The 23,529-nt window shown below is 30.2% G+C and carries 25 protein-coding genes; 15 read left to right on the top strand and 10 right to left on the bottom strand.

The window, feature by feature from the left end; genetic code table 11:
- Positions 1-10: 10 nt before the first annotated feature.
- The 6 genes from FHS04_RS12665 to FHS04_RS12640 form a co-directional block, all read right to left on the bottom strand.
- Positions 11-676, bottom strand: coding sequence for a DUF1361 domain-containing protein (locus FHS04_RS12665; RefSeq protein ID WP_106678912.1), 666 nt, complete (start codon positions 674-676; stop codon positions 11-13).
- Positions 669-1,040 (bottom strand): ribosomal maturation YjgA family protein, encoded by a 372-nt coding sequence (locus FHS04_RS12660; protein ID WP_106678914.1) that lies wholly within the window; start codon positions 1,038-1,040, stop codon positions 669-671. Before FHS04_RS12660 ends, FHS04_RS12665 begins: the two co-directional genes overlap by 8 nt.
- Positions 1,037-1,666, bottom strand: a complete 630-nt coding sequence (locus tag FHS04_RS12655) for a SanA/YdcF family protein (RefSeq protein ID WP_106678916.1) — start codon at positions 1,664-1,666, stop codon at positions 1,037-1,039. The genes FHS04_RS12660 and FHS04_RS12655 overlap by 4 nt, the downstream gene beginning before the upstream one ends.
- The gene (locus FHS04_RS12650; protein ID WP_106678918.1) at positions 1,641-2,141 is read right to left on the bottom strand and encodes a hypothetical protein; all 501 of its coding nucleotides are present in this window, start codon (positions 2,139-2,141) and stop codon (positions 1,641-1,643) included. Before FHS04_RS12650 ends, FHS04_RS12655 begins: the two co-directional genes overlap by 26 nt.
- A 55-nt stretch (positions 2,142-2,196) precedes the next feature.
- Positions 2,197-2,490 (bottom strand): winged helix-turn-helix domain-containing protein, encoded by a 294-nt coding sequence (locus FHS04_RS12645; protein WP_106678920.1) that lies wholly within the window; start codon positions 2,488-2,490, stop codon positions 2,197-2,199.
- A gap of 115 nt (positions 2,491-2,605) precedes the next feature.
- Positions 2,606-3,211 carry a hypothetical protein gene (locus FHS04_RS12640; RefSeq protein WP_106678922.1) on the bottom strand — a complete coding sequence of 202 codons (606 nt, stop codon included), beginning with the start codon at positions 3,209-3,211 and terminating at the stop codon, positions 2,606-2,608.
- A gap of 140 nt (positions 3,212-3,351) precedes the next feature.
- On the opposite strand from FHS04_RS12640, the gene FHS04_RS12635 reads away from it, so the two are divergent.
- The gene (locus tag FHS04_RS12635; RefSeq protein WP_106678924.1) at positions 3,352-3,711 is read left to right on the top strand and encodes a hypothetical protein; all 360 of its coding nucleotides are present in this window, start codon (positions 3,352-3,354) and stop codon (positions 3,709-3,711) included.
- Position 3,712: 1 nt separating this feature from the next.
- On the top strand, positions 3,713-4,060 hold the full coding sequence (locus FHS04_RS12630) for a DUF1801 domain-containing protein (protein WP_106678926.1): 348 nt from the start codon (positions 3,713-3,715) through the stop codon (positions 4,058-4,060).
- A 225-nt stretch (positions 4,061-4,285) separates the two neighbouring features.
- On the opposite strand, the gene kdsA is transcribed toward FHS04_RS12630, so the two are convergent.
- Positions 4,286-5,104 carry a 3-deoxy-8-phosphooctulonate synthase gene (kdsA, locus tag FHS04_RS12625; RefSeq protein WP_106678928.1) on the bottom strand — a complete coding sequence of 273 codons (819 nt, stop codon included), beginning with the start codon at positions 5,102-5,104 and terminating at the stop codon, positions 4,286-4,288.
- Between the two features lie 291 nt (positions 5,105-5,395).
- On the opposite strand from kdsA, the gene typA reads away from it, so the two are divergent.
- From typA to FHS04_RS12595, 6 genes are all read left to right on the top strand, one after another.
- On the top strand, positions 5,396-7,195 hold the full coding sequence (typA, locus tag FHS04_RS12620) for a translational GTPase TypA (RefSeq protein ID WP_106678930.1): 1,800 nt from the start codon (positions 5,396-5,398) through the stop codon (positions 7,193-7,195).
- Between the two features lie 3 nt (positions 7,196-7,198).
- The gene (locus tag FHS04_RS12615; protein WP_106678932.1) at positions 7,199-7,966 is read left to right on the top strand and encodes a nicotinamide mononucleotide transporter; all 768 of its coding nucleotides are present in this window, start codon (positions 7,199-7,201) and stop codon (positions 7,964-7,966) included.
- Entirely contained in the window at positions 7,967-8,206 is a 240-nt protein-coding gene (locus FHS04_RS12610) for a uroporphyrinogen decarboxylase (protein WP_106678934.1), read from the top strand.
- 128 nt (positions 8,207-8,334) lie between these two features.
- Entirely contained in the window at positions 8,335-9,180 is an 846-nt protein-coding gene (locus FHS04_RS12605; RefSeq protein ID WP_221184986.1) for a FemAB family protein, read from the top strand.
- Positions 9,173-10,270 carry a DegT/DnrJ/EryC1/StrS family aminotransferase gene (locus FHS04_RS12600; RefSeq protein ID WP_106678938.1) on the top strand — a complete coding sequence of 366 codons (1,098 nt, stop codon included), beginning with the start codon at positions 9,173-9,175 and terminating at the stop codon, positions 10,268-10,270. Before FHS04_RS12605 ends, FHS04_RS12600 begins: the two co-directional genes overlap by 8 nt.
- On the top strand, positions 10,271-11,578 hold the full coding sequence (locus tag FHS04_RS12595) for an O-antigen translocase (protein WP_027880420.1): 1,308 nt from the start codon (positions 10,271-10,273) through the stop codon (positions 11,576-11,578).
- Here FHS04_RS12595 and FHS04_RS12590 read toward each other — a convergent pair.
- A complete protein-coding gene (locus tag FHS04_RS12590) occupies positions 11,575-12,717 on the bottom strand; it encodes a glycosyltransferase (protein ID WP_106678940.1) in 1,143 nt (380 codons plus the stop codon). The two genes, FHS04_RS12595 and FHS04_RS12590, sit on opposite strands and share 4 nt — an antisense overlap.
- Before the next feature lie 38 nt (positions 12,718-12,755).
- On the opposite strand from FHS04_RS12590, the gene FHS04_RS12585 reads away from it, so the two are divergent.
- Entirely contained in the window at positions 12,756-13,580 is an 825-nt protein-coding gene (locus tag FHS04_RS12585) for a glycosyltransferase family 2 protein (RefSeq protein ID WP_106678942.1), read from the top strand.
- Positions 13,581-13,991 carry a sugar 3,4-ketoisomerase gene (locus tag FHS04_RS12580; RefSeq protein WP_106678944.1) on the top strand — a complete coding sequence of 137 codons (411 nt, stop codon included), beginning with the start codon at positions 13,581-13,583 and terminating at the stop codon, positions 13,989-13,991. It abuts the gene before it with no gap.
- Here FHS04_RS12580 and FHS04_RS12575 read toward each other — a convergent pair.
- Entirely contained in the window at positions 13,988-14,875 is an 888-nt protein-coding gene (locus tag FHS04_RS12575; RefSeq protein WP_106678946.1) for a glycosyltransferase family 2 protein, read from the bottom strand. The genes FHS04_RS12580 and FHS04_RS12575 overlap by 4 nt on opposite strands.
- A gap of 6 nt (positions 14,876-14,881) precedes the next feature.
- Positions 14,882-15,565, bottom strand: a complete 684-nt coding sequence (locus FHS04_RS12570) for a cell division ATP-binding protein FtsE (protein ID WP_027880426.1) — start codon at positions 15,563-15,565, stop codon at positions 14,882-14,884.
- A 107-nt stretch (positions 15,566-15,672) separates the two neighbouring features.
- Here FHS04_RS12570 and FHS04_RS12565 point away from each other — a divergent pair, with 107 nt between their 5' ends.
- The 5 genes from FHS04_RS12565 to FHS04_RS12545 all read left to right on the top strand — a co-directional run bounded on the left by FHS04_RS12565 (position 15,673) and on the right by FHS04_RS12545 (position 23,523).
- The gene (locus FHS04_RS12565) at positions 15,673-16,941 is read left to right on the top strand and encodes a hypothetical protein (protein WP_106678948.1); all 1,269 of its coding nucleotides are present in this window, start codon (positions 15,673-15,675) and stop codon (positions 16,939-16,941) included.
- 1 nt (position 16,942) lies between these two features.
- Positions 16,943-18,061, top strand: coding sequence for a glycosyltransferase family 2 protein (locus tag FHS04_RS12560; RefSeq protein WP_244906285.1), 1,119 nt, complete (start codon positions 16,943-16,945; stop codon positions 18,059-18,061).
- Positions 18,062-18,163: 102 nt separating this feature from the next.
- Positions 18,164-21,184 (top strand): tetratricopeptide repeat protein, encoded by a 3,021-nt coding sequence (locus tag FHS04_RS12555; protein WP_106678950.1) that lies wholly within the window; start codon positions 18,164-18,166, stop codon positions 21,182-21,184.
- Between the two features lie 30 nt (positions 21,185-21,214).
- Positions 21,215-22,948 (top strand): TonB-dependent receptor, encoded by a 1,734-nt coding sequence (locus tag FHS04_RS12550; protein ID WP_106678952.1) that lies wholly within the window; start codon positions 21,215-21,217, stop codon positions 22,946-22,948.
- A 47-nt stretch (positions 22,949-22,995) separates the two neighbouring features.
- Positions 22,996-23,523: a DUF2059 domain-containing protein gene (locus tag FHS04_RS12545; protein ID WP_106678954.1), complete on the top strand. Its 528-nt coding sequence runs from the start codon at positions 22,996-22,998 to the stop codon at positions 23,521-23,523.
- The last annotated feature ends 6 nt before the right edge of the window (positions 23,524-23,529 follow it).

Raw genomic sequence — 23,529 nt, 5'->3', positions numbered from 1 at the left:
AGCTTCCTAATCAGGAAGCTTTTTTATTATTATTACTTTTAAAAGCATAATAAAACACTGCTAAAAACAAAGCGAAAAGAGCAGTAAATAACCAAGCGTTATAATGTGTTTTAGGATTAAAAATTATACTTGTAATACTTTCAAAAATGGATAAGGGTTGACTTAAAATTTCCCAAGAATTAAACCTTAAATATCTACCTAAATACACACCAAAAGCAACTAAAACAATAATTAAAGGTGTGATGTAGGATGAGGTTGTTTTGCCAAATTTCTTTTTAAAAATCGTTTCCATAGTCAATAGCGATTGATAGAAAAAATACATACCTGTAACAGCAAATGCACTTATGGTTAATACATCTAGCCAAATACGGTTTGGATGACTGTATTGCAAATGAAACAAGTCGGTAATAATATATGGTGCATTAGGTAAAAATAATAGCCAAACCATGCTAATAATTAAAAATGAAATGTTGTTAAGTTTTTGATCTAATGATAGATAAGTGCTTATAGCAAAAGGGATAAAGGCTAAAAATAAATTCCATACTAAGAATAAATAGTAATAAGAATGGGTTAACTTCATTCTAATCATTAATATAAATAAACTAAAAACTGATAAGCCTATAAACGTTGAAAAGATTTTGCTTTGGTCAAAAAGTAGTTGTTTTATGTTATTCATTGTTTAAAAGTTTTAAGTCTATAAAATAAATGGTAATAACTCCTAAAGTATAAGCCACTAAATCCTGAACGCTAAAGCTGGTTCCAAAAACAATTCTTAAAAGTTTAAACTGATTAAGATTTAAATAATTTAGAAGCTGAAAATATTGCGCAAACTCAATACAAAAAGCAATTATTAGAGTGGTAATTGCAATTTTTAAATAAGACATTCTACTGAATGTTTTAAAAAATGAAAACACCAAAATAGCCGCCAAAAAATCACCAAAAGTATGTCTAATAAAACCGCTTTTTAAGAACAATGCAATACTGATTTCAATACCAAGAATACAGATGAAAATGATGAGGTAGATTTTATTTATTTTCATGATATTTCAACTTTTGGACCTAGATATTTTGGCTGTTTATTTATAATAACATCTATCACTGCTTTAGTTCTGGCTAAATATTCTCTTATTTTGGTTTTAAAACCGTAACGTTTAGACACGTCTTTTGCGTTAAAAGCAGTTGCGTTAAGATTAAAATTTTCTGCTAAATAAATGGCGCGTTCGTTATGGAATTTTTGAGATATAATAGTCATAGATTCTAAGCCAAAAATTTTCTTAGCACGAACAACAGAATCTAAAGTTCTAAATCCTGCATAATCTAAATAGATATCGGTTTCTGGTACGCCAAGTTGTATTAAGTCCGACTTAAAAGTAGAAGGTTCGTCGTAATCCTTTCTGCTATTGTCTCCGCTAATTAAAATTTTATCAATCTTATTGTTTTTCCATAGTAAATAGGCAGCTTCTAATCTGTATTTATAATATAAATTCACATAACCATTAGACGTTATTTTTCCAGCACCTAAAATAAGCCCAACCTTGTTTGTTGGTAAATTTTTAATGTTATCAAAGGTTTTGTTTTTTGCTTTATAACTTATTAGAAAATTACAAAGTATAACCGCTAATAATAAAATACATCCAAGTTTAAATAGTTGTGTTAAGCGTTTCATTTTTTAGTTGATTTTTATTGAAAATTGATGTTTTTAAAGTTTGAAAATCTGTTTTTAGTAAACCTTTAAAATCTAAATCATAAAACCTATTTAAGTTTTTTCCTAAGTGATAAGATTTTAAGTAATAACGGTAATATTCTGGTAAGATTATTGTGCCTAAACACACAACACCATACAGGTATAAGCTTCTTTTACCGTTCCCAAAACATAGATATTGCAATGCAATTTCATCTTCTTCTTTACTTGTGTAGCCTGTAATTACATGGTATGCGTCATGCCTTTCTGCTTTAGGTATTAAATCAAAACCATTTTGGTCTAAAAACACGCCAAGCTTGTAACCAAAACTTGTTTTAGTGTATTTTAAAAGATCTAATTTTGTTAAGTTCCAAGGTTTGTTTTTCTTGAAATACTTGGTGTAAATACCTTGTGTGATTTCAAAAAGAAAGGCGACTAGATTTTTCCTGTATCTTCTCATTTATTATATTTTAAAGTACTTTGAATTTCAAAGTGTGTTTGTAAAAATTTTTGATTTATGTGTTTTTAATTAATTTTTCTAAAGCTTCAATGTGTTTTTTAAATTCCGCTTGTCCCAATTTTGTAGCGCTGTAGCGTGTGTTTGGTTTTCGGTTTATAAATTGTTTTTCAATTTTAATATACTCTGCTTTTTCTAATGCTTTGGTGTGGCTAGCAAGATTACCATCTGTAGCGTCTAAAAGTTCTTTTAGAGTATTAAAATCGGCATACTCGTTAACCATTAATACAGACATAATGCCAAGTCTAATACGGTGATCAAATAGTTTGTTTATGTTATTAATTATACTCATTTAACTTCCTGCAAATGGCGAATTAAAAATGCCTACAGCTAATTCTGCCCAAATTAAAAACAACAAAAATACTATAATAGCAACGATTATATATTTCTTTTTAAAAGCTTTCATTTTAGCGATCATATTTAAAGTGCATTATCGAACCATAAATAATATGCATAAATCCAAAACCAATCACCCAAAACCAAAATCCGTAGCTTGGCATTAAGGCACAAATTAAGCCTAAAATAATTTCGGTAAAGCCTAAATATCTAATATCACCAATACTGTATTTTGACGCATTTATTAATGCTAGCCCATAAAAAATAAGCATTAGTGCAGCAGTATGCCCATAGCGTTCTTGATTTAAAATGATTAAAATATAAAGTCCTCCAACAATTAATGGGATTAAAAAATTTATGACTAATCGCTTAGAGGAATTATCCCAAATTTTCTCGCCGTTTTTCTTTGCTTTTTTAGTAGTTAGAAAAATGCCAGTTCCTATGCTTAAAACGGCAATCATAATTAAAATAGCTGCACAAATTTTAAATACATTTCCATCCAAAATTAAATAACCTCTAACCGAATTTGCTACAATGTAGTATGCAATCGCAGCGCCAATAAGCGCATATACGCCAGCTAAAATGCCAGATAAACCGCTTAATGAAATAAAACGAGACGACTTATTCATTAAGTGTTTTATCTCGCTAATGTCTTTTAAATAATCTTTATTACTCATATTTTAAAGTACTTTGAAAAACAAAGTAAAGTTTTTATTTTGAATATAACAAGTAAAAGATTGCTAAAATTTTAAAAATTGAAATATAGCAAGCATTTCAATTTTTTTATTAAATTTAAATCTAACTAAAAAACAAAGATATGCTTGGGTTATTACTAATTATAGCAAATATTACTGGAGGAATTTTGCTAGGTCTGTCAACATTAGATAAATGGGATGGAGAAAGTGATTTTTTTAATAAAATAGCAGGTGTTTTAGCACCTTTTCAAACCATAATTGGTGGCGCATTAGTTGTAATACCAATATTAAGACTTATTGGCGGTCATTTTAGTTTATATGGTATAATAAGTATTCTTGGAGGTATTTTACTGCTTACACACGTGTTTGGCAAAGCGCCAGCATTTGAAAATTCATTAAGAAAACTATCCGAAAAGTTAATGCCTTTTAAAGCGATTATCGGAATTGTTTTATTAGTGATTGGTATTTTAGCCATCTTCTAAAATGAATCCTGCAGAACAATATATATTAAATCAGCCCGAACCTTTTCGGGCTATTTTATTGCATTTACAAATTTTAGTAGAACACACTTTACCAGAAATAGAATTAAAATACAAGTATAAAATCCCATTTTACTACTTAAAAGGAAAGCCTTTTTGTTATTTCAATGCCAGTCATAAAAAGCAATTTGTAGATGTTGGTTTTGTAAAAGGACCACAAATTAAAATACACCAAGAACATCAAATTACCGAAAATCGTAAAAAAATGATGTCACTTAGATATACGTCTTTAGATGCTATAAATGATAACATTTTTATTGATGTATTGAAAGCTGCTAGTGAGTTGTATTGAAAAACAAATAGCTCTATCATCAAAGGTAATATTCATTATTGTCACTTCGAGTGATTTTACGAAGAGTAACGAAGTAAAATTGTATCGAGAAGTATAAACTTAAAGTTCTCGATACATTTTTTATTCCATTTAAAATTGCATAAAAAACACTCGAACTGACGTAGTTTTATAAACAACTATATTAGAAATATAATTAGTGATAATTCGTGTAATTGGTGTCACTAATTAAAAACTCTGCACCAACTTTCTAATCGCTACCAAATTAGTTAGTAAACCTTCTAAATTATCTAAGTGTAGCATGTTTGCTCCATCGCTTTTTGCGTTAGCTGGATCAAAATGTGTTTCGATAAATAAACCATCTACATTATTTACAACGCCAGCACGCGCAATAGTTTCGATCATATCTGGTCGTCCGCCTGTAACACCAGCGCTTTGGTTAGGTTGTTGTAAAGAATGTGTAACGTCTAAAACTACAGGCGCATAGTGTTTCATTGTAGGAATACCTCTAAAATCTACAATCATATCTTGGTAACCAAACATAGTACCACGATCGGTAATCCAAGCTTTATCACTTCCTGCATCCTTTACTTTTTGTACAGCGTGTTTCATCGCTTCAGGACTCATAAATTGTCCTTTTTTAAGGTTGACTACTTTTCCTGTTTTTGCAGCAGCAACAACCAAATCGGTTTGACGTACTAAAAACGCTGGGATTTGTAATACATCTACGTATTGTGCTGCTTTTGCAGCATCGCTAACTTCATGTATATCTGTAATGGTAGGGACATCAAATTTTTCAGACACTTTAGCAAGAATCTCTAATGCCTTTTCATCGCCAATACCTGTAAAACTATCAATACGACTACGATTTGCTTTTTTAAAACTACCTTTAAATACGTAAGGTATATTTAGCTTATCGGTAATGCTAACTACTTTTTCGGCAATGCGGTAAGCCATGTCTTCGCCTTCAATTGCGCAAGGACCACAAAGTAAAAAGAAGTTATTACTATCTGTATGTTTGATTTTAGGTATGTCTTGAAGTGTCATTATTATAGTTTTAGATGCTACAAAGATACTATTAATGACCGAAATAAATAGGCTTTTATTTTTAGTTGAAATAAATAATCTTGGCAAACACTTGCATTAGCGATTGAAGAATTGTTGGAGCACATCTTTGATTGCGACTTCTGAAAGCGCGACCCTTAGTAACCTGTTAATAATCTTTGTTTTAGTCTAAAAAAAGGCGTTGTTACAAAGGGTAATGCCCAATTAAAAAATAAAGTGTTGAATATATATAATTTATACCTACCTTTGCACGCTTAAAATAAGGCACTATTTATGGCTAAGATTAAAAACATTGCAATTATTGCGCACGTAGACCACGGTAAAACAACGCTGGTTGATAAAATTATGTATCACTGTCAGTTATTTAGAGAAAACGAAAATACTGGTGATTTAATTTTGGATAATAACGATTTAGAGCGTGAACGTGGAATTACGATTACTTCTAAAAACGTATCGGTTACTTATAAAGACACTAAAATTAATATTATTGATACACCAGGTCACGCCGATTTTGGTGGAGAAGTAGAACGTGTTTTAAACATGGCAGATGGTGTACTTTTATTAGTTGATGCTTTTGAAGGACCAATGCCACAAACGCGTTTTGTACTTCAAAAAGCTATTGATTTAGGGTTAAAACCTTGCGTAGTTGTAAACAAAGTTGACAAAGAAAACTGTACGCCGGATGAGGTACACGAAAAAGTGTTTGACTTAATGTTTGAACTTGGTGCAGAAGAGTGGCAATTAGACTTCCCAACAGTTTATGGTTCTGCAAAGAACAACTGGATGAGTGAAGATTGGAAGCAACAAACAGAAAACATCGAACCATTATTAGATATGGTTATCGAGCATATTCCTGAACCAAAAATTGAAGAAGGAACAACGCAAATGTTAATCACATCTTTAGACTACTCTAGCTTTACAGGTCGTATCGCTATTGGACGTTTAACACGTGGCGACTTAAAAGTTAACCAACAAATTACGTTAGTAAAACGTGATGGTTCTAAGGTAAAAAGTAGAATTAAAGAATTACACGTCTTTGAAGGTTTAGGTCGTATAAAGGTAGATCAAGTACAAACTGGAGACATCTGTGCTATTGTTGGTCTTGATGGTTTTGAAATTGGAGATACTGTTGCCGATTTCGAAAATCCTGAAGGATTAAAAACAATTGCAATTGACGAGCCAACAATGAGTATGTTATTTACGATTAACGATTCGCCTTTCTTTGGTAAAGACGGAAAGTTTGTAACGTCAAGACATATTAAAGACCGTTTAACAAAAGAGTTAGAAAAAAACTTAGCCTTACGTGTACAAGAGACTGATAGTGCCGATAAATTTATGGTCTTTGGTCGTGGTGTATTACACTTATCGGTTTTAATCGAAACGATGCGTCGTGAAGGTTATGAGTTACAAATTGGTCAGCCACAAGTAATCATTAAAGAAATTGATGGTGTAAAATGTGAGCCAGTTGAAGAAATGACTATCGATTTACCAGAAACAGTATCAGGTAAAGCTGTAGAGCTTGTAACGATGCGTAAAGGTGAAATGATGAGTATGGAAGCTAAAGGAGACCGTATGGTTTGTGAGTTTATCATTCCGTCAAGAGGTATCATCGGTTTACGTAACCAATTATTAACAGCAACTGCAGGAGAAGCTATTATGGCGCACCGTTTTAAAGAATATCAGCCAGTAAAAGGTGGTATTCCAGAAAGACAAAACGGATCTTTAGTATCTATGGAAAACGGTCAAGCTATTCCTTATTCTATTGATAAATTACAAGATAGAGGTAAGTTTTTTGTGGATCCAGGAGAAGATATTTACGAAGGTCAAGTTATTGGAGAAAACTCTCGTCAAGATGATATGACTGTAAACGTTACAAAAACTAAAAAGTTAAGTAATGTACGTAGTGCAGGAGCAGACGATAAAGCTAAAATTGTACCTGCAATTAAGTTTTCTTTAGAAGAAGCTTTAGAATACATACAAAAAGATGAGTATGTAGAGGTAACACCAAATCACTTACGATTACGTAAAATTTTATTAAAAGAAGTAGAGCGTAAGCGTAATAAAGCTTTGTAAAAAGTGACCGATACTACCATATCAAATCCTTTGCTTAGGCGCATTGTACACTCTAAATATATAGATGTACTAGGAGTAGTTTTGGTAGTTAGTATTACGCTTTACAGAAACTTTCATGAAACTATATATTATGAAGGAGGTATCCGTTTTGGGATACCTTTTTCTAGTTTATGGGGCTATATAGAAAAAGGTGCTTTCCCGATAGGAATTTTATCAATTATTGGTGCGGCATTTTCTTTATTAGCGACACGTTTTTTAGTTAGACAAAGTAATATAGGTAACGTAATTTGGATTTTTACGACTATAAATTCTGGAGTTATAGATTATTTATTTGGCAATCATTCAGCTATAATAACTTATCCTTTAACCTTTGGATTAGCGTTACTGTCTACAAAAAAATGGTATGAAGGCGAACGTATTAAAAATGCAGATTTTAGATATTGGATATTATTTATTGTTGCATTTATAATATCGTATAGTCTTGTATATTTAGGGTTTTATTGGTTTGGTACAACAATAACCAATCCAATTTTTAAACATACAATTGCAATTATTTTTGGAATATCTATTATAGGAAATGTTGGTATTGTATTTAAATACAAACAGTCCTTTTTAGTCTGGACATTTTATAATTTTGCTCAAATAGTAAAGAATTTTATTCAAGGTAATTTAGCTAATGTTATCAAATATGTATTTTATTTAAGCAATGCTATTTTAACCTATTTTGATTGGCATCTTAATGGAGATGTAAAAACTTTAAAAGAAAAATAAATGGAATTATTCGGTATAACTTTAACAGAATACATAGGCTATTTTGCCTCTTTTTTTGTCTTACTTTCATTTACAATGAAAAACGTAAAAAGACTAAGAATTATTAACATGATTGGTTGTACATTATTTATAATTTATGGGTTTATGTTACCAACTGTTAGAGTTGGTTTGCCTATAATTATAGCAAACGCAGCAATTTTTTGCGTTAACTTTTATTATGCGTTTTTAAAGAAAAATTAGTACTTTCAAAGCTGTAAAACAGTTACTTTATTTATTCTGTACTAAAATATTCAGCATCACATCTTAAGCTTTGGAATGACTTTATAAGTCAATCCAAAAATGGCACATTTCTTTTTAATCGTCATTTTATGGATTACCATAAAGACCGATTTGAAGACTATTCTTTAATGGTCTTTAAAGATAAAAAACTTGTTGCTGTCTTGCCGGCAAATAGAGTAGAAGATAAGCTGTTTTCTCATCAGGGATTAACTTATGGCGGATTTGTGTTTTGTGAAAATATTAAAGACTTCACTAGTTTAGTAGATATTATAAGTCAGGTCGGTGTATTTTTAAAAAAGCAAAATTTTAAGTCTTTAAAGATTAAATCAATTCCTGAATTTTATTACAAACAAAAATATCTCTATAATGAAATTATTACTTGTTTTAATGAACAGGTAGAAGAGACTAAAATGGTTTTTGCAGTAGATTTAACTAAAAAGTTAACGATACATAAAAATAAATTAAAAAAGTACAGGAATAATAAGCATCATTTTATAATAGATAAATCAAATCAATTTGACCGGTTTTGGAATGATGTTTTAATTCCTAGATTAAGAGAAAAACACCAAGCACAACCAGTTCATTCACTTTCTGAAATTAAATATTTATCTAATCTATTTCCTGATAACATAAAACAATTTAATATTTATTTAGATAATATTTTATTAGCAGGTATAACTATTTTTGAAAAAGACCATGTTGTAAAATCACAATATGGAGCAACTACAACTCTAGGAGAAAAATATCGAGCATTGGATTATCTTTTCATACACTTAATCAATTTGTATCAAAAAGAAGGTAAGCAAAGTTTTTCTATGGGTACAGCGTTTGCAAAAACACCTTTAGGGTATAATCCTGGCTTAAAGAAGCAGAAGGAGGAATTAGGTTGTACCATATTTGAACAGTCAATAATTAATTTAGAGTTTGATGATTAGTTTTCTAGACTTACATAAAATAAACGCACGTTTTGAAACCGAATTTAAAACAAAGTTTGAGGCTTTTTTAAAAAGCGGTTGGTACATTCTTGGTGAAGGAGTAAAACAGTTTGAAACCGAATTTGCTACCTATTGCGGCACGCAATATTGTATAGGAACAGGTAATGGTTTAGACGCTTTAGAATTGATTTTTAAAGGTTATCTAGAGTTAGGACTTTTACAGCCAAAAGATGAGGTAATTGTTCCTGCAAATACTTATATAGCAAGTATTATATCTATAATTAATGCTGGTTTAACTCCAGTTTTAGTAGAGCCAGACGCAAAAACTTTTAATATTGATGTATTAGAAATAGATAAGCATATTTCAACTAAAACAAAAGCAATTTTAGTCGTTCATTTATATGGGCAGTTGTGCGATATGAATTCTATAAATAAACTGGCTAATGATAAAAATTTATTAGTTATTGAAGATGCAGCACAAGCACATGGTGCAACAGCAGATTCAAAAAAAGCAGGCAATTTAGCAGATGCTGCAGCATTTAGTTTTTACCCTTCAAAAAATCTTGGCGCATTAGGAGATGCTGGTGCTGTTACTACAAATAATGAAGAATTAGCGAAGGTGATTTTCAAGTTAAGAAATTACGGATCTTCAGCTAAATATGTTAACGAATTTGTAGGAAGTAACAGTCGTTTGGATGAAATACAGGCATTGTTTCTTTCAACTAAATTAAAACAATTAGATGCAGATAATTTAAGACGTCAAGAGATAGCAAAGTGTTACTTATCCGAAATCAATAATCCTAAAATCAAATTACCGTTTTATGATTACTCCTCAAACCACGTGTTTCATTTATTTGTTGTTTTAGTAGAAAATCGTCAGGATTTTGTTAATTATTTAAAAGCTAACAAAATAGAGTCGTCTATACATTATCCTACAGCTCCTCACCAACAAAAAGCGCTTTATCGATTAAATAGTTTAAAATTTCCGATAACAGAAAAAATTCACGAAACTTGTGTTAGTCTACCTATTAGTCCTGTGATGACTCAAAAAGAAGTAGATCAAGTTATTAGAACCCTTAATGATTACTAATTGAAAAAAGTATTAAACTATATTAATAATAATGTTTTATTAAAAGTAGCTTCACTTAATTCAGTATCTGTGATTGTTAAAATTATAGCTGGATTTTTAACGTCAAAGTTTATGGCTATTTTTATTGGTGCCGAAGGTATGGCACTAGTGGGTAACCTTCGTAATTTTGTAGGTTCTGTACAGTCTGTATCTATTTTAGGTCTATACAAAGGTGTTGTTAAATATATAGCACAACATAAGCATGACAGGACAAAACTTTCTAAGATACTATCTACAGTTTTTTATTTAGGGTTTATCTCTACTCTTTTACTAAGTTTTTTAATTTATTATAATGCAGAGTACATAAACGACTTCATTTTTAAAGCCTATAATAACTACACATACATAATAAAAATTTTAGCATTAGCACTACCTTTTTATGCATTAAACACGTTGGCTTTTGCTATAATGAATGGTTTTTCTAAATATAAATATTTAATCATATTCAACATTTTTGGTCAGATTTTAGGAGCCATTATTACTATTCTTTTAATTTGGAAAAACCGAATAGATGGAGCCTTAACAGCTGTTGCTATTGCAGAGTCTATAATCTTTTTAATTACGCTTGTAGGGATTATTAATAGACAAAACTTGGCACCATTAATTAAAGCTAGTAAGTTTAGTTTTAAGTTAACTAAAAAGCTAAGTTCATATTCCGGAATGGCTTTGTTTTCTGCCATTATTTTACCTTTAGTAGCATTATTTATAAGAAATTATATTATAGATAATGTAGGAGTAGAAAGTGCTGGACATTGGGAAGCAATGAACAGAATATCTAACTACTATTTAATGTTTGTTAGCACACTTTTGTCTCTATATATTTTACCTCGTTTTTCTGAAATTGATACTATTAAAGACTTTAGAAAAGAAGTGTTTAGCTTTTATAAGACTATAATTCCGATTTTTGGATTAGGTCTCATTATCATTTACTTCTTAAGACATTTTATTGTTTTAATTGTTTTAACTGAAGAGTTTCAACCTGTAGAAGACCTATTTTTTTGGCAGCTTTTAGGAGATTTTATCAAAGTACTATCAATAGTTATTGCCTATCAATTTTTGGCAAAACGAATGTTTTGGCATTATATAATTACAGAAGCTTTTTCTGTAACAACCTTATACTTTACAAGTCAGTATTTGATTGATGAGTTTGGAGTTGTTGGTGCAAATATGGCTCACTTTGTAACTTATGTATTGTATTACGGGATTATCTTGATGATTTTTTATTCTTCTTTATTTGGTATAATCCCAGAGAAACAGGAAGAAGATTAATTATTCTGCCAAGTTGCTAAGTATTGTTTTGCAACTTCTTTATAATCATGATGTGTTTCAATAAACTGTCTAGCATTTTTAGAAATCTTATTAATTTGATCAGGGTTTTCTATTAACCATTCTAATTTTTTAACTAAATAATTTACATCAGGTAAAGCGTTTATAGCAACAGTATCTTCTTCTAAATTATAATGATCTAGCCATTCTTGTTCAGCGCCTGTAAAAACTACTTTACCTTTTGCCATAGCTTCTAGAGCATTGTAACCTTGGTCGTATGCATAGATCTGGTCTAATAATATATGAGCGTTGTTGTAAATGTTTATGTATTCTTTATAGGGTAGATTAGTAGTTTCAATGATATTTACTTTGTCTTCATATTTTTTCTTAATAATATATAATGCTTCAGTAAAGAATTTGTTACCTTTTTTTATAGAAGAATGACTATTAATACCATGAAAAATGTTGATTTTATCATTTACATTTAGAGGAATGTATTCAATTTTATCAACATTAATTGGGTTTGGGATTAAGCCTAAGTAATGCGGATGATTTTTTAATGGGATATGATAATCCATATCAGAAGCTATTACGCCTTTAGTATTTTTGTAAATAAAATGATGTAGTTTTTTATATGGTGGTGTTATGTATTTTAAAGCGTATATAAATCTTTTCTTTTGGGACTGGTCTTCTAAATATGAAGTCATGGAAGAATGTTTTAACTTGCCATCTAAAGCGTATTTGACTGATATGTAATCATTACCACAACATAGCAGAAAAGTATCTTTATTTTGAGAAAATAGTTTGTCTAAAAATTTAATTTGAAATTTAGGATAAGTAAATAAAGCATCTTCATTTATTAACTGTATAATATCAAAACCTTTTAATTGATTGATTTTTTGGTTGTAGTAAAAAGCGTTTTCAAGTTTAATAAAATCAAGATTTAAAAACCTTATAAACATAGAATTAATAAGGCTTAATATTTTTGATTTTTTGATTTTAGAACTAACATCAATGTCAACACTAAAATCTTTAAAACCATCACCACTTCCAATTAAAATTACATTATGACCTGATTTTTCTAAACCTTCTTTTAAAGAGTTATGTAATCTGCTAAATTCGCCAACCAATAAAATGTTCATTTATTATATCTTTACGCCAAAAGTATTAAAATATATTTATGATTAGCCAAGATACATTAAGTTTAGAAATTCTTATTTCTACAATGAAAAGAAGTAATCTTGACTTTTTGAAACCTATGTTTCCTAAAGATTTTACTAACTATAATATTTTAATAATTAACCAAACAGAAAAAGGGCAAGAGTTAACTTCAAAATATGATAATATAAGAGTTCTTAATTCATATGAAAAAGGACTGTCTAAAAGCAGAAACCTAGCACTTAAAAATGCAAAAGGAGATATTTGTTTACTAGCAGATGATGATATAAAATATGTTGAAAATTTTGACAACATCATTAAAAATGCTTTTAATACAAACAAAAATTTTGATGTGTTAACATTTATGATGTCTGATTTTGAAGGAAAACTTGCTAAAAAATATAATTTACAAAAACAGCATAATTATAAAAGTTTAGTAAAAGCAAACTCCGTCACAATAGCATTTAAAAATCATAAAGTAATTGAGACAAAAATAAAATTCGACACCAATTTTGGTTTAGGAAGTATTTTTGAAATTGCAGAAGAATTTATCTGGTTAAGAAGCTTGTATAAAGCTAATCTTAAAATAGGATTTATACCAAAAGTTATAGTACAACATCCTTATGAAAGTTCTGGGCGTTTTGGGGGAAGTGATCGTGTAATAGCAGCCAGAGCAGCACTGTTTTATAAATACTCTAAACGATTTGCATATTTAAAATTAATTAGATATTTAATATTAATGCTAAAAAAACAACAAATAAAGCCTAATGAATTTGTTAAAAAACATCGTATAGGTTATAATGCTATTAATTATTATAAAATCATTTTACAATCAAAAAAAGAGTAAATGGAGCATACTACAATTAATTCAGTAAAACTAGTTGATATACCCAAAATTAAAGATGTTAGAGGTAACCTTTCTGTCGTAGAAAAAGATACCATTCCTTTTGATATAAAACGCGTATATTACTTATATGATGTGCCAAGTGATGCCTATCGTGGTGGGCATGCACATAAAGAACAGTTAGAGTTACTTATAGCATTAAGCGGAAGCTTTGAGGTGACTCTTGATGATGGTAAAAGTAAACGCTCAATAATATTAAATAAACCAAATAAAGGCTTATTAATACCTAAAGGAATTTGGAGAGAGTTGCAAGATTTTTCATCTGGATCTGTGTGTTTGGTACTAGCTTCAGATGTGTTTGATGAAGAAGATTATATTAGAGATTACAATGATTTTTTGTCTTTTAAAGATTAATTTTTTTGATATAAAAAACTAAAATAACTTAGCTTTAGTAGTTGTAATAAAAAAATATTAGGCTTATTACTTAGTAGCTGTTTTTCTATTATACCATTGCATGATTTGTAAAACCAACTAAAAAGAAGGTTTAGATATATTTTTTTTATTCTAGAATGTGTCTTAAGTAAACTATTATCATGCTTGGTTATTTCTCTTTTTTCAACTGAGTCATACAGCAACTTTACTGCATCTTTTTGTTTCTTTAAAAAGGAACTATTATCCTCAAGTCCTAAATGGATAACTTCATTGTCAATATGTAGAGTTTTTATATTTTGCTCTTTTAGTAAAGTAGCAAAGATTAAATCACCGCCATAAGTATTTGTTTTTACTTGTTTTGATAAAGAAAGATAAGTGTCCTTCACTATTAAAAGGTTTGCTGAAATTATGACCTTATATGGATTTAAATTTCTTTTTTGGGCAGTTACTTCTTCCTTTTGTTTTCCATATTTCCATCTTAAAAGATGTTTTTTATTGCTGTTTTCATCGTAATAAAAACCACCAAAAATAGCTTTGTAATCTTGATCTATGTAGTTTAGATACTTAGTTATAAAGTTATCGTTTTTAGGTATAACATCTGCGTCTAAAAACAAAAGCCATTTATTTTTGGCTAATTTTGCTAAATGTTCTCTTGTTGCAACTCTTCCTTTGTTTTCGGAGCTTATTTTATAGTAACAACTTGATAGTTTTTCAATTTTTTTGTTTGCTTTAGTAAAATCTGAATCAGAGTGATCGTCTAAGCAGATAATTTCAAAGTCAATGTTTGCTTTTAAACATTTTTCATGAATGTTTAATACCAAATCGTAGATGTAGTAATTGTAAGTTGGTATTAAAATGGATAACATAAAATTTTAACTTTTACGTTGTACAACTTCAAACACTTTGTTGTCATCACATTTTAAAGTCTTACTTGGGTATTTTAAAAGTAAAGCATAGTCATGGGTCGCCATTAAAATGGTGTTTCCGTTTTTGTTAATGTCTTGTAGCACTTCCATTACCTCAATACTTGTTTGTGGATCTAAATTACCAGTTGGTTCATCTGCTAGGATTAATTCTGGCTCGTTTAATAATGCTCTTGCAATAGCAATACGTTGTTGTTCTCCTCCAGATAATTCATGCGGAAATTTAAAACCTTTAGTTTTCATACCTACTTTGTCCAAAACGGTTTCTATGCGTTCTTTCATTTTATCTTTGTCTTTCCAGCCTGTTGCTTTTAAAACAAAGGTTAAATTGTCATTTATGGTTCTGTCGGTTAGTAATTTAAAATCTTGAAAAACAATACCAAGCTTTCGTCTTAAAAAAGGAATTTCTTTTTCTTTAAGTGTGCGTAAATTAAAATCTACAATATGACCTTCGCCTTGTGTTAGTTTTAAATCACCATAAAGCGTTTTCATAAAACTACTTTTTCCAGATCCAGTTTTTCCTATTAAATAAACAAAATCACCTTTGTTGACTTGTAAATTAACATTAGATAGTACTAAACTTTCTCCTTGAAAAATACTAGCATCTTTTAATTCTAAAACGGTTTGACTCATATTCGATTTTAATTATTTATAACAAAGTAAACAAAATTTTATGTCACAGCCTATTAAAAGGTTTTTATATTAATCTTAAAGCATTACCTTAGTCCTTTTTACAAAAAATGATAAAATTACTGCCTACCAAATACCGTATAATTTATCTCATAATTTTTGTTTTAGGACTTTTAAAAGTCTTAATAACTGGTGCTATTTTTTATCCAGATAGTTATGCGTTTTTAGATATGCAAATTAACAGGTCGCCTGTTTATAGTCTGTTCTTAAAACTGACAACGACTGTTTTTGGAGATTATTATGAGGTGCCAGTTTTAGTCTTACAGTATTTATTTTTTGTATTTGCTATTAATTATTTATTAAAGTCAATCAAATCAAAAATCAATCTATCAGCAGTAGGAGTTTTATTAATCCAGTTTTCAATTTTAATAAATGGGTTGTACTTTTATTTATCGGTAAATAGAGTGCTTTCTGAAGCTATAGTGTTTCCTTTAATCTTAATTTTTATTGCTGAAGTTTTTAAACTATTATCCAATAAAACACTTAAGAATTCTTATAAACTAATTGTTGTTTTTTTTGTTCTACTATTTACAAGAGGTCAATTTTTAGCTTTTTTACCATTATTAATTTTAGCGCTTGTTTATGTTGTTTATCAATCTAAAAATTATAAAAAAGGATTCATTGTTTTATGCTTAACATTAGCAACACCTTTTTTAAGTAGTCTTTTAGAAAAGACGTATAATAAAATAGTTATAGGTGAATTTAAAGGTTATGCTATGACCTATGTGCATTTTATAGCAAATCCTTTTTATATCGCTAATGCGGAAGATAAAAATCTATTTTCTAATCCTGATGAAAAAGCATTTTTTAATAGGACATATAATTTAATGTTAGATAAAAAAATAACAAGAAACCAAGCTATACAAACCAAATATGTAGACGATTATCTTTTTTTTGAGAACAACTTTTCAAAAATTTGTAACGCTTCAATTCATCAGGCTAACATGGATTATTATGGCACGCAAGGGTATAATTATTTAGAACAGCAATACAAGGTAGACCAAATGACATCTAGTATGTTTTTGCCTTTATTAAAGGCAAACTTTAAAACATGGGTAAGAATGGTTGTAAAAAGCTTTATTAAAGGATTTGGCGGAATACAAATGTGTCTTGCTTTAGGATTATTACTCTTATATTGCATCATGTTTTTTAAAGATAATACAATGTTATTTTTAGGAATAGCAATAACTTTAAAGGTTTTAAACGGAATTATCATCGCAATGGTCGTACATTCAATTTATAGGTATACTTTTTATTTTGATTGGGTTTTATTAGCAGCATTTATTTTAATATTAGATTCTAAAATTAAAAAAGCATAAGATGTCTGTAGAGTTATCCATAGTAATGCCATGTTTAAATGAAGCTGAAACCATAGAAAGCTGTATAGCAAAAGCACTAAATTTTTTAAAAGAAAACAATATTTCTGGAGAAGTTGTTATTGGTGATAACGGAAGCACAGATGGTTCTCAAAATTTAGCATTGGCTTTAGGCGCTAGAGTGGTAGATGTAAAAGAAAAAGGTTATGGTAGCGCGTCAAGAGGCGCAATTGAAGCAGCCCAAGGCAAATATGTAATTACTGCAGATACAGACGATAGTCATGATTTAGAAAACCTAATGCCTTTTGTAAAAAAACTGCGCGAAGGTTATGACTTGGTAATGGGTAATCGTTTTAAAGGCGAAAAAATTGAAAACTCAATGCCTTTTTTACATCGGTATTTAGGTAATCCAGTACTGAGTTTTATAGGGAATTTATTTTTTAAAACTAAAATAAACGACTTTCATTGTGGTTTACGAGGTATTAATAAAAAAGCATACCAAACACTAGATTTAAAATCTACAGGAATGGAGTTTGCTTCAGAAATTGTAGTAAAAGCCTCCATGTTAAATCTTAAAATTACCGAAGTCCCAACTACAGTTTTTCCAGCGGGAAGAACACGTAAAGCGCATTTAAGAACATTTCCCGATGGTTGGCGTCACCTTCGTTTTTTATTGCTGTACAGTCCAAAATGGTTGTTTCTTTTTCCTGGGTTGTTATTATTATTAATAGCCTTAATTGCTACAGTTTATTTAGTGGTTAAACCAGAAGATAATTTAATAAAATGGTTGCCGGTTTCGTCTTCATTAATATTAATCGGGTTTCAGTTTATATTATTTTATGCGCTAACAAAGATTTATGCCACAAATCAAAACCTAATTCCAAGAGGAAAAAACTATAATAACCTATTTAAATATTTTACTTTAGAAAAAGGTTTGTTAGTTGGATTTTTAATGATTCTTGGCGGAAGCGCAAGTTTAATCTATTGCTTTTTAGCAGAAACTTCTTCTTTTGAAGTGTTAAAACTCTTAATTCCTTCTGCAATTTTTACAGCGCTTGGTGTACAACTAATTTTGTTTAGCTTTTTCTTTAGTATACTTGGTTTAGTAGATAAAAAAGAATAACTAAAGTCTACATTTAATAACTACGTTTATAATTATTAGTTAAATCTAACGTTAAGCAATTAGATTAATTTATCTTTGATTTACAATTTAAAAAACGTGTCAATGTTAGTAAAAAAACAGCTCACCTTTTTAGTGGTTTTTCTATTTTCGGTAATGATGATGGCGCAACAAACTGCCATTTATACAAGTCCTTTAACCGATTATCAAAAAGCACTTCAACTATTTAATAATCAACAATATTTGGCAGCGCAAACCTTGTTTAGTCAGGTTAAAAAGCAAACCGATAATCCTAATATCGAAAGCGATTGTGCTTTCTACATTGCTAATTCGGCAATTAGATTAAACCAGCAAGGTGCAGATACGATGATGGAAAATTTTGTTGAAAATTATCCAACAAGCACTAAAAAAAACACAGCCTTTTTAGATGTAGCCGATTATTATTTTGAAAACGGAAAATACGCTTACGCTCAAAAATGGTACGAAAAAGTAGACGAAGCGTCTATGAGTAGAGCAGACCGAGAAAAATTCAATTTTAATAATGGTTACGCTTCATTTGTTACCAAAAATTATAACGATGCTAAAAAGTATTTAACGCGTGTAGAGACTTCACAAAAATATGGCTCTCAAGCAAAATACTATCTTGGTTTCATGTCTTATCAAGGTGATGATTATGATAGCGCCAACAAGTATTTTGATCAAGTTAGTGATGAAGAAAAATACAAAGAAAAGCTAAGCTATTATCAAGCCGATTTAAATTTTAAACTAGGTAAGTTTGAAAAAGCGATAGAATTAGCTAAAGAAAAACTGCCAACTAGTGATAGAAATGAAATTTCCGAACTTAATAAAATTATAGGCGAAAGCTATTTCAACTTAGAAAAATACAGCGAAGCCATTCCGTATTTAAAAGAATACCAAGGTAGAAAAGGTAAGTGGAGCAATACCGATTATTACCAATTAGGTTACGCTTATTATAAGCAAAAGGATTACGATAGTGCTATTTCAGAATTTAATAAAATAGTAAGTGCAAATAATAGCGTTGCCCAAAATGCTTACTATCATTTAGGTGAAAGTTATGTACATGTAGGTAAAAAACAAGAAGCATTAAACGCTTTTAGAAATGCATCTCAAATGGATTACGATTTAAAAATTCAAGAAGATGCTTGGTTAAATTACGCAAAGATTAGTTATGAGATTGGTAACGCTTACCAATCGGTACCACAAGTGCTAACAGGTTATTTAGAAAAATATCCTGATACACAATATAAAGATGAAGTAGAAACACTTTTAATAGACTCTTACATCACCTCTAAAAACTACAAAGAAGCATTAGAACTATTAAAAAACAAAAAGAGTTTTGAAAGTAAAGTAGCGTATCAAAAAGTAGCGTTTTATCGTGGTTTAGAATTGTACAATGAAGGAAATTACCAAGATGCAAAAGACCTGTTTGAAAAATCATTAAGCGAGCAACAAGACCAAACCTTTACTGCACGTGCAACATTTTGGAATGCCGAAACCGATTACAATTTAAGTGATTACAACGAAGCTTTAATTGGTTTTAAACAGTTTGAACAACAAACTGAAGCACCTTCAACTAAAGAATATACTAACTTAGATTACAATATTGCTTACACCTATTTTAAACAAAAAAAGTATAGTGAAGCGACACAGTATTTCAACAGTTTTATCTCAAAACACAAAGAAGATAAAGTAAGATTGAATGATGCTTACTTGCGTTTAGCCGATGGTTATTTTGTATCAAGTCGTTATACAGATGCTATTTCGGCTTACGAAAAAGCAATTGCTGTTGGACAATTAGAAAACGATTATGCGTTCTTTCAAAAGGCGATGAGTTATGGTTACATTAGTCAAGATGCTAAAAAAAGAAGTGAGTTAGAGCAATTTATTTCAACCTATAAAAATTCAAAATTACGTGATGATGCGATGTATGCGTTAGGAGATTCTTATGTAAAATCTGGTGACGATGCTAAAGCAATTCAGACCTTTGATCGCTTAATTTCAGAATACAAAACAAGTCCGTTTAACAGCAAAGCGCAATTACGTCAAGGATTAGTGTTTTACAATAAAAATGATAACCAACGCGCATTGACTAAGTTAAAAGCTGTCGCAGAGAATTATCCAAATTCGGCAGAAGCCAATCAAGCGGTTTCTACTGCACGATTAATTTACATAGATCTAGGTCAGGTAGATGCTTATGCGGCTTGGGTAAATACTTTGGATTATGTAGAAGTTACCGATGCCGATTTAGATAACGACACTTACGAAGCTGCCGAAAAACAATTTTTAGACAACAATACCAATGCAGCGATTAAGCAGTTTAATAACTATTTAAACCAATTCCCTAATGGATTACATGCTAACTCTGCACATTTCTATTTGGCGCAAATGTATTTTAAAAAGGACTTAACAGATAATGCAAAACCACATTTTGAATATGTTGTAAACCAATCACAAAGCGAATTTACGGAAGAAGCATTGCTACGTTTGTCTCAAATTCAGTTAGATCAAAAAGATTGGAATGCAGCAATACCAACGTTAAAGCGTTTGGAAGCCGAATCTAATTTCCCGCAAAATTCTCTGTTTGCGCAGTCTAATTTAATGCAAGCCAATTACCAGCTAGAGCAATTTAGTCAAGCTGTAGCTTACGCGGAAAAAGTACTTGCTAACAACAATTTAGATAACAAAATTAAAAGCGATGCTTACGTCATCATTGCACGTTCTGCAATCAAAACAAATAATGAAGCTAAAGCTAAAACAGCATATCAAAACGTTGAAGAAACCGCAACAGGTGAAACTGCTGCAGAAGCTTTGTACTACAGTGCTTATTTTAAAAACAAAGAAGGTGATTATGAAGCGTCTAATGCAGTAGCACAGCGATTAGCTAAAGATTATTCGGGTTATAAATATTACGGAGCAAAAGGCTTAATCGTTATGGCAAAGAATTTTTATGCTTTAGGCGATGCGTTTCAAGCGACTTACATTTTAGAAAGTGTGATTAAAAACTTCAGCAACTTTGAAGATGTAAAAGCAGAAGCCGAAACCGAATTAGCAACTATAAAAGCTGAAGAAGCTAAAACAAATTCTTCTGTAATTACTGAAGATTAAGATACAATCATAATTCAATAAAACTAAATTATGTTTAATAACAAAAAGCAAATCATATTACTGTTTTTATCTTTGATAACAACCGTAATGTTATTTTCTCAAGAAAGAGATCAAGACACTATAAATACAGATGTTATAGATGTTATAAAGCCATATACACCAACCGTTTCGGATGCATTTAAAGTAAAAGAAACACCAACGTTAGATGATACCGAAACTGGTGCAAAAAAAGAAGTGCAATACAATATTTTTTCGTTTCCTGTAGCATCTACATTTACACCAGCAAAAGGTAAAGCAGCAGTTGTTGACAAAGCAAAAAAAGTGAAATTATACGATAACTATGCTAGTTTAGGTGTTGGGACTTACACAACTATTGTTGGAGAAGTGTTTTTAAATCATGCAATTGGTCGTGATCAGTCTGTAAGTGCTCATATTGCACATCAATCGTCTCAAGGCGATGTGGAAGATGTGTTGACAGATAGTGGTTTTTCAGATTCTAAATTAAATTTAAGCTATACTAATAGAAATAGAGATTTTACTTGGACAGCTTTAGGTGGATTTCAATATCAAACTTACAATTGGTACGGTTTACAACAACCAATTTTTGATCAAACAACAGCAGATGGATTGGACGTTGGTCATTCTTTTTACACTGCGCATGTTGGTGGCGATATTAATTTTGAAGATGCAATTGTTAATGATGGAAGTGTGTTGTTTAGACGATTTGGAGACGATTATAGTTCTGGAGAAAATAGATTTAAAGCCGATGTAAACGGAACAGTGACCATTCAAGATTTAGATATAAATACAGGAGTTTTTATAGATTATTTAAGCGGAAGTTTTGACCGTGATTACTACTCGCCAACCGAATTAAACTATGGTAATTTTCAAGTGGGAATCAATCCAAAATTACAACTCAAACAAGACGATTTAACAGTGGATTTAGGTTTAAAAGCGGTTTATTTTAATAATACAGAAGCTAGTGATAGTAAGTTTTTTGTCTATCCAGATATTGCAGCAAGTTATAAATTAGTAGACGAAATTTTAATCGTTTTTGCAGGAGTAAAAGGTGGATTAATACAAAATAACTATCATGATTTTGCACAAGAGAATCCGTTTGTGTCACCAAATTTATATGTCGTCCCTACAGATCAGCAATACAATGCATTTGGAGGATTAAGAGGAAAATTATCTAGCAATACAAGTTATACGATTAGCGGAAGATATCAAGTCGAAAAAAACAAAGCTTTATTTATAAATAATGATGTGTTGGCAACAGAACAACCATATACTTATGGTAATTCTTTTGGTGTAACCTATGATAATGTAAACACGTTTAGTGTTGCAGGTGAAGTAAATTTAGACGTAAACAGAAACTTTACCTTAGGTTTAAAAGTCGAATATTTTACTTATGATGTTAAAAATGAAGAAGAAGCATGGAATCTGCCAGATATTGAAGCGTCTTTATTTTTAGATTATCAAATAGACGAACATTGGTTTGCTGGAGCTAACTTATTTTATGTTGGAGAACGTAAAGATTTATTATTTGTGCCAAGTCTATTAGCTCCACCAACAAATCAAGTAGTAACTTTAGATAGTTATTTTGATGCTAATGCACATGTGGGTTATCACATTACCGATAGATGGTCTGCATTTTTAAAGGCAAATAATATTGCTTCTCAAAACTACAACAAGTGGCAAAACACGCCAGTACAAGGTATTCAGATCTTAGCTGGTGCGACTTATAAGTTTGATTTTAATTAGTATTGGCATAATAATTGTTAAATTTGAAATAACAATAAACCTTTAAAATGAAAAATATAATCACTCTTATTTGCTTTTTAGTAGTAGCAAATACAGGTTTTGCACAAGTTGATGCCTATAGCGAAGACGTAAAAAAATGCATAAAAAGTAATGGTACCATTGCTTATTATGAAAATGTAGTAGACCAAATGTTTACAATGTTAGAAGAGCAGTTTGAATCTCAAAACGTACCAGCAAAAGTTTGGACAGAAGTAAAAGCAGAAAAAACAGATGCAATGGATGAGTTAGCTCAAATGATAGTGTCTGCTTATCGCGCACATTTTACGCATGAAGATGTAAAAAATATGAATGCATTATATGCAACCAAGGCAGGACAAAACATGTTTAAACCAGAAGAGTTGTCTGAAGGTGATAAAGTAGTTTTAAAAGAATTTTATGCAAGCGAAACAGGACAGAAAATTGTAAACTCACAGGATTCTATGAATGCGTCCATGAGTAATATATCTGAGATGTGGAGTAAAGATTTATACCAAGGTGTAATTTCTAAATTATCAGAAAAAGGTTATAATCTTTAAGTGATT

Source organism: Mesoflavibacter zeaxanthinifaciens subsp. sabulilitoris (assembly GCF_014191595.1).
Classification (GTDB): Bacteria; Bacteroidota; Bacteroidia; order Flavobacteriales; family Flavobacteriaceae; genus Mesoflavibacter; species Mesoflavibacter zeaxanthinifaciens.
The sequence above is the reverse complement of the archived record's forward strand: the minus strand, read 5'-3'. Positions and strand labels throughout refer to the sequence as shown.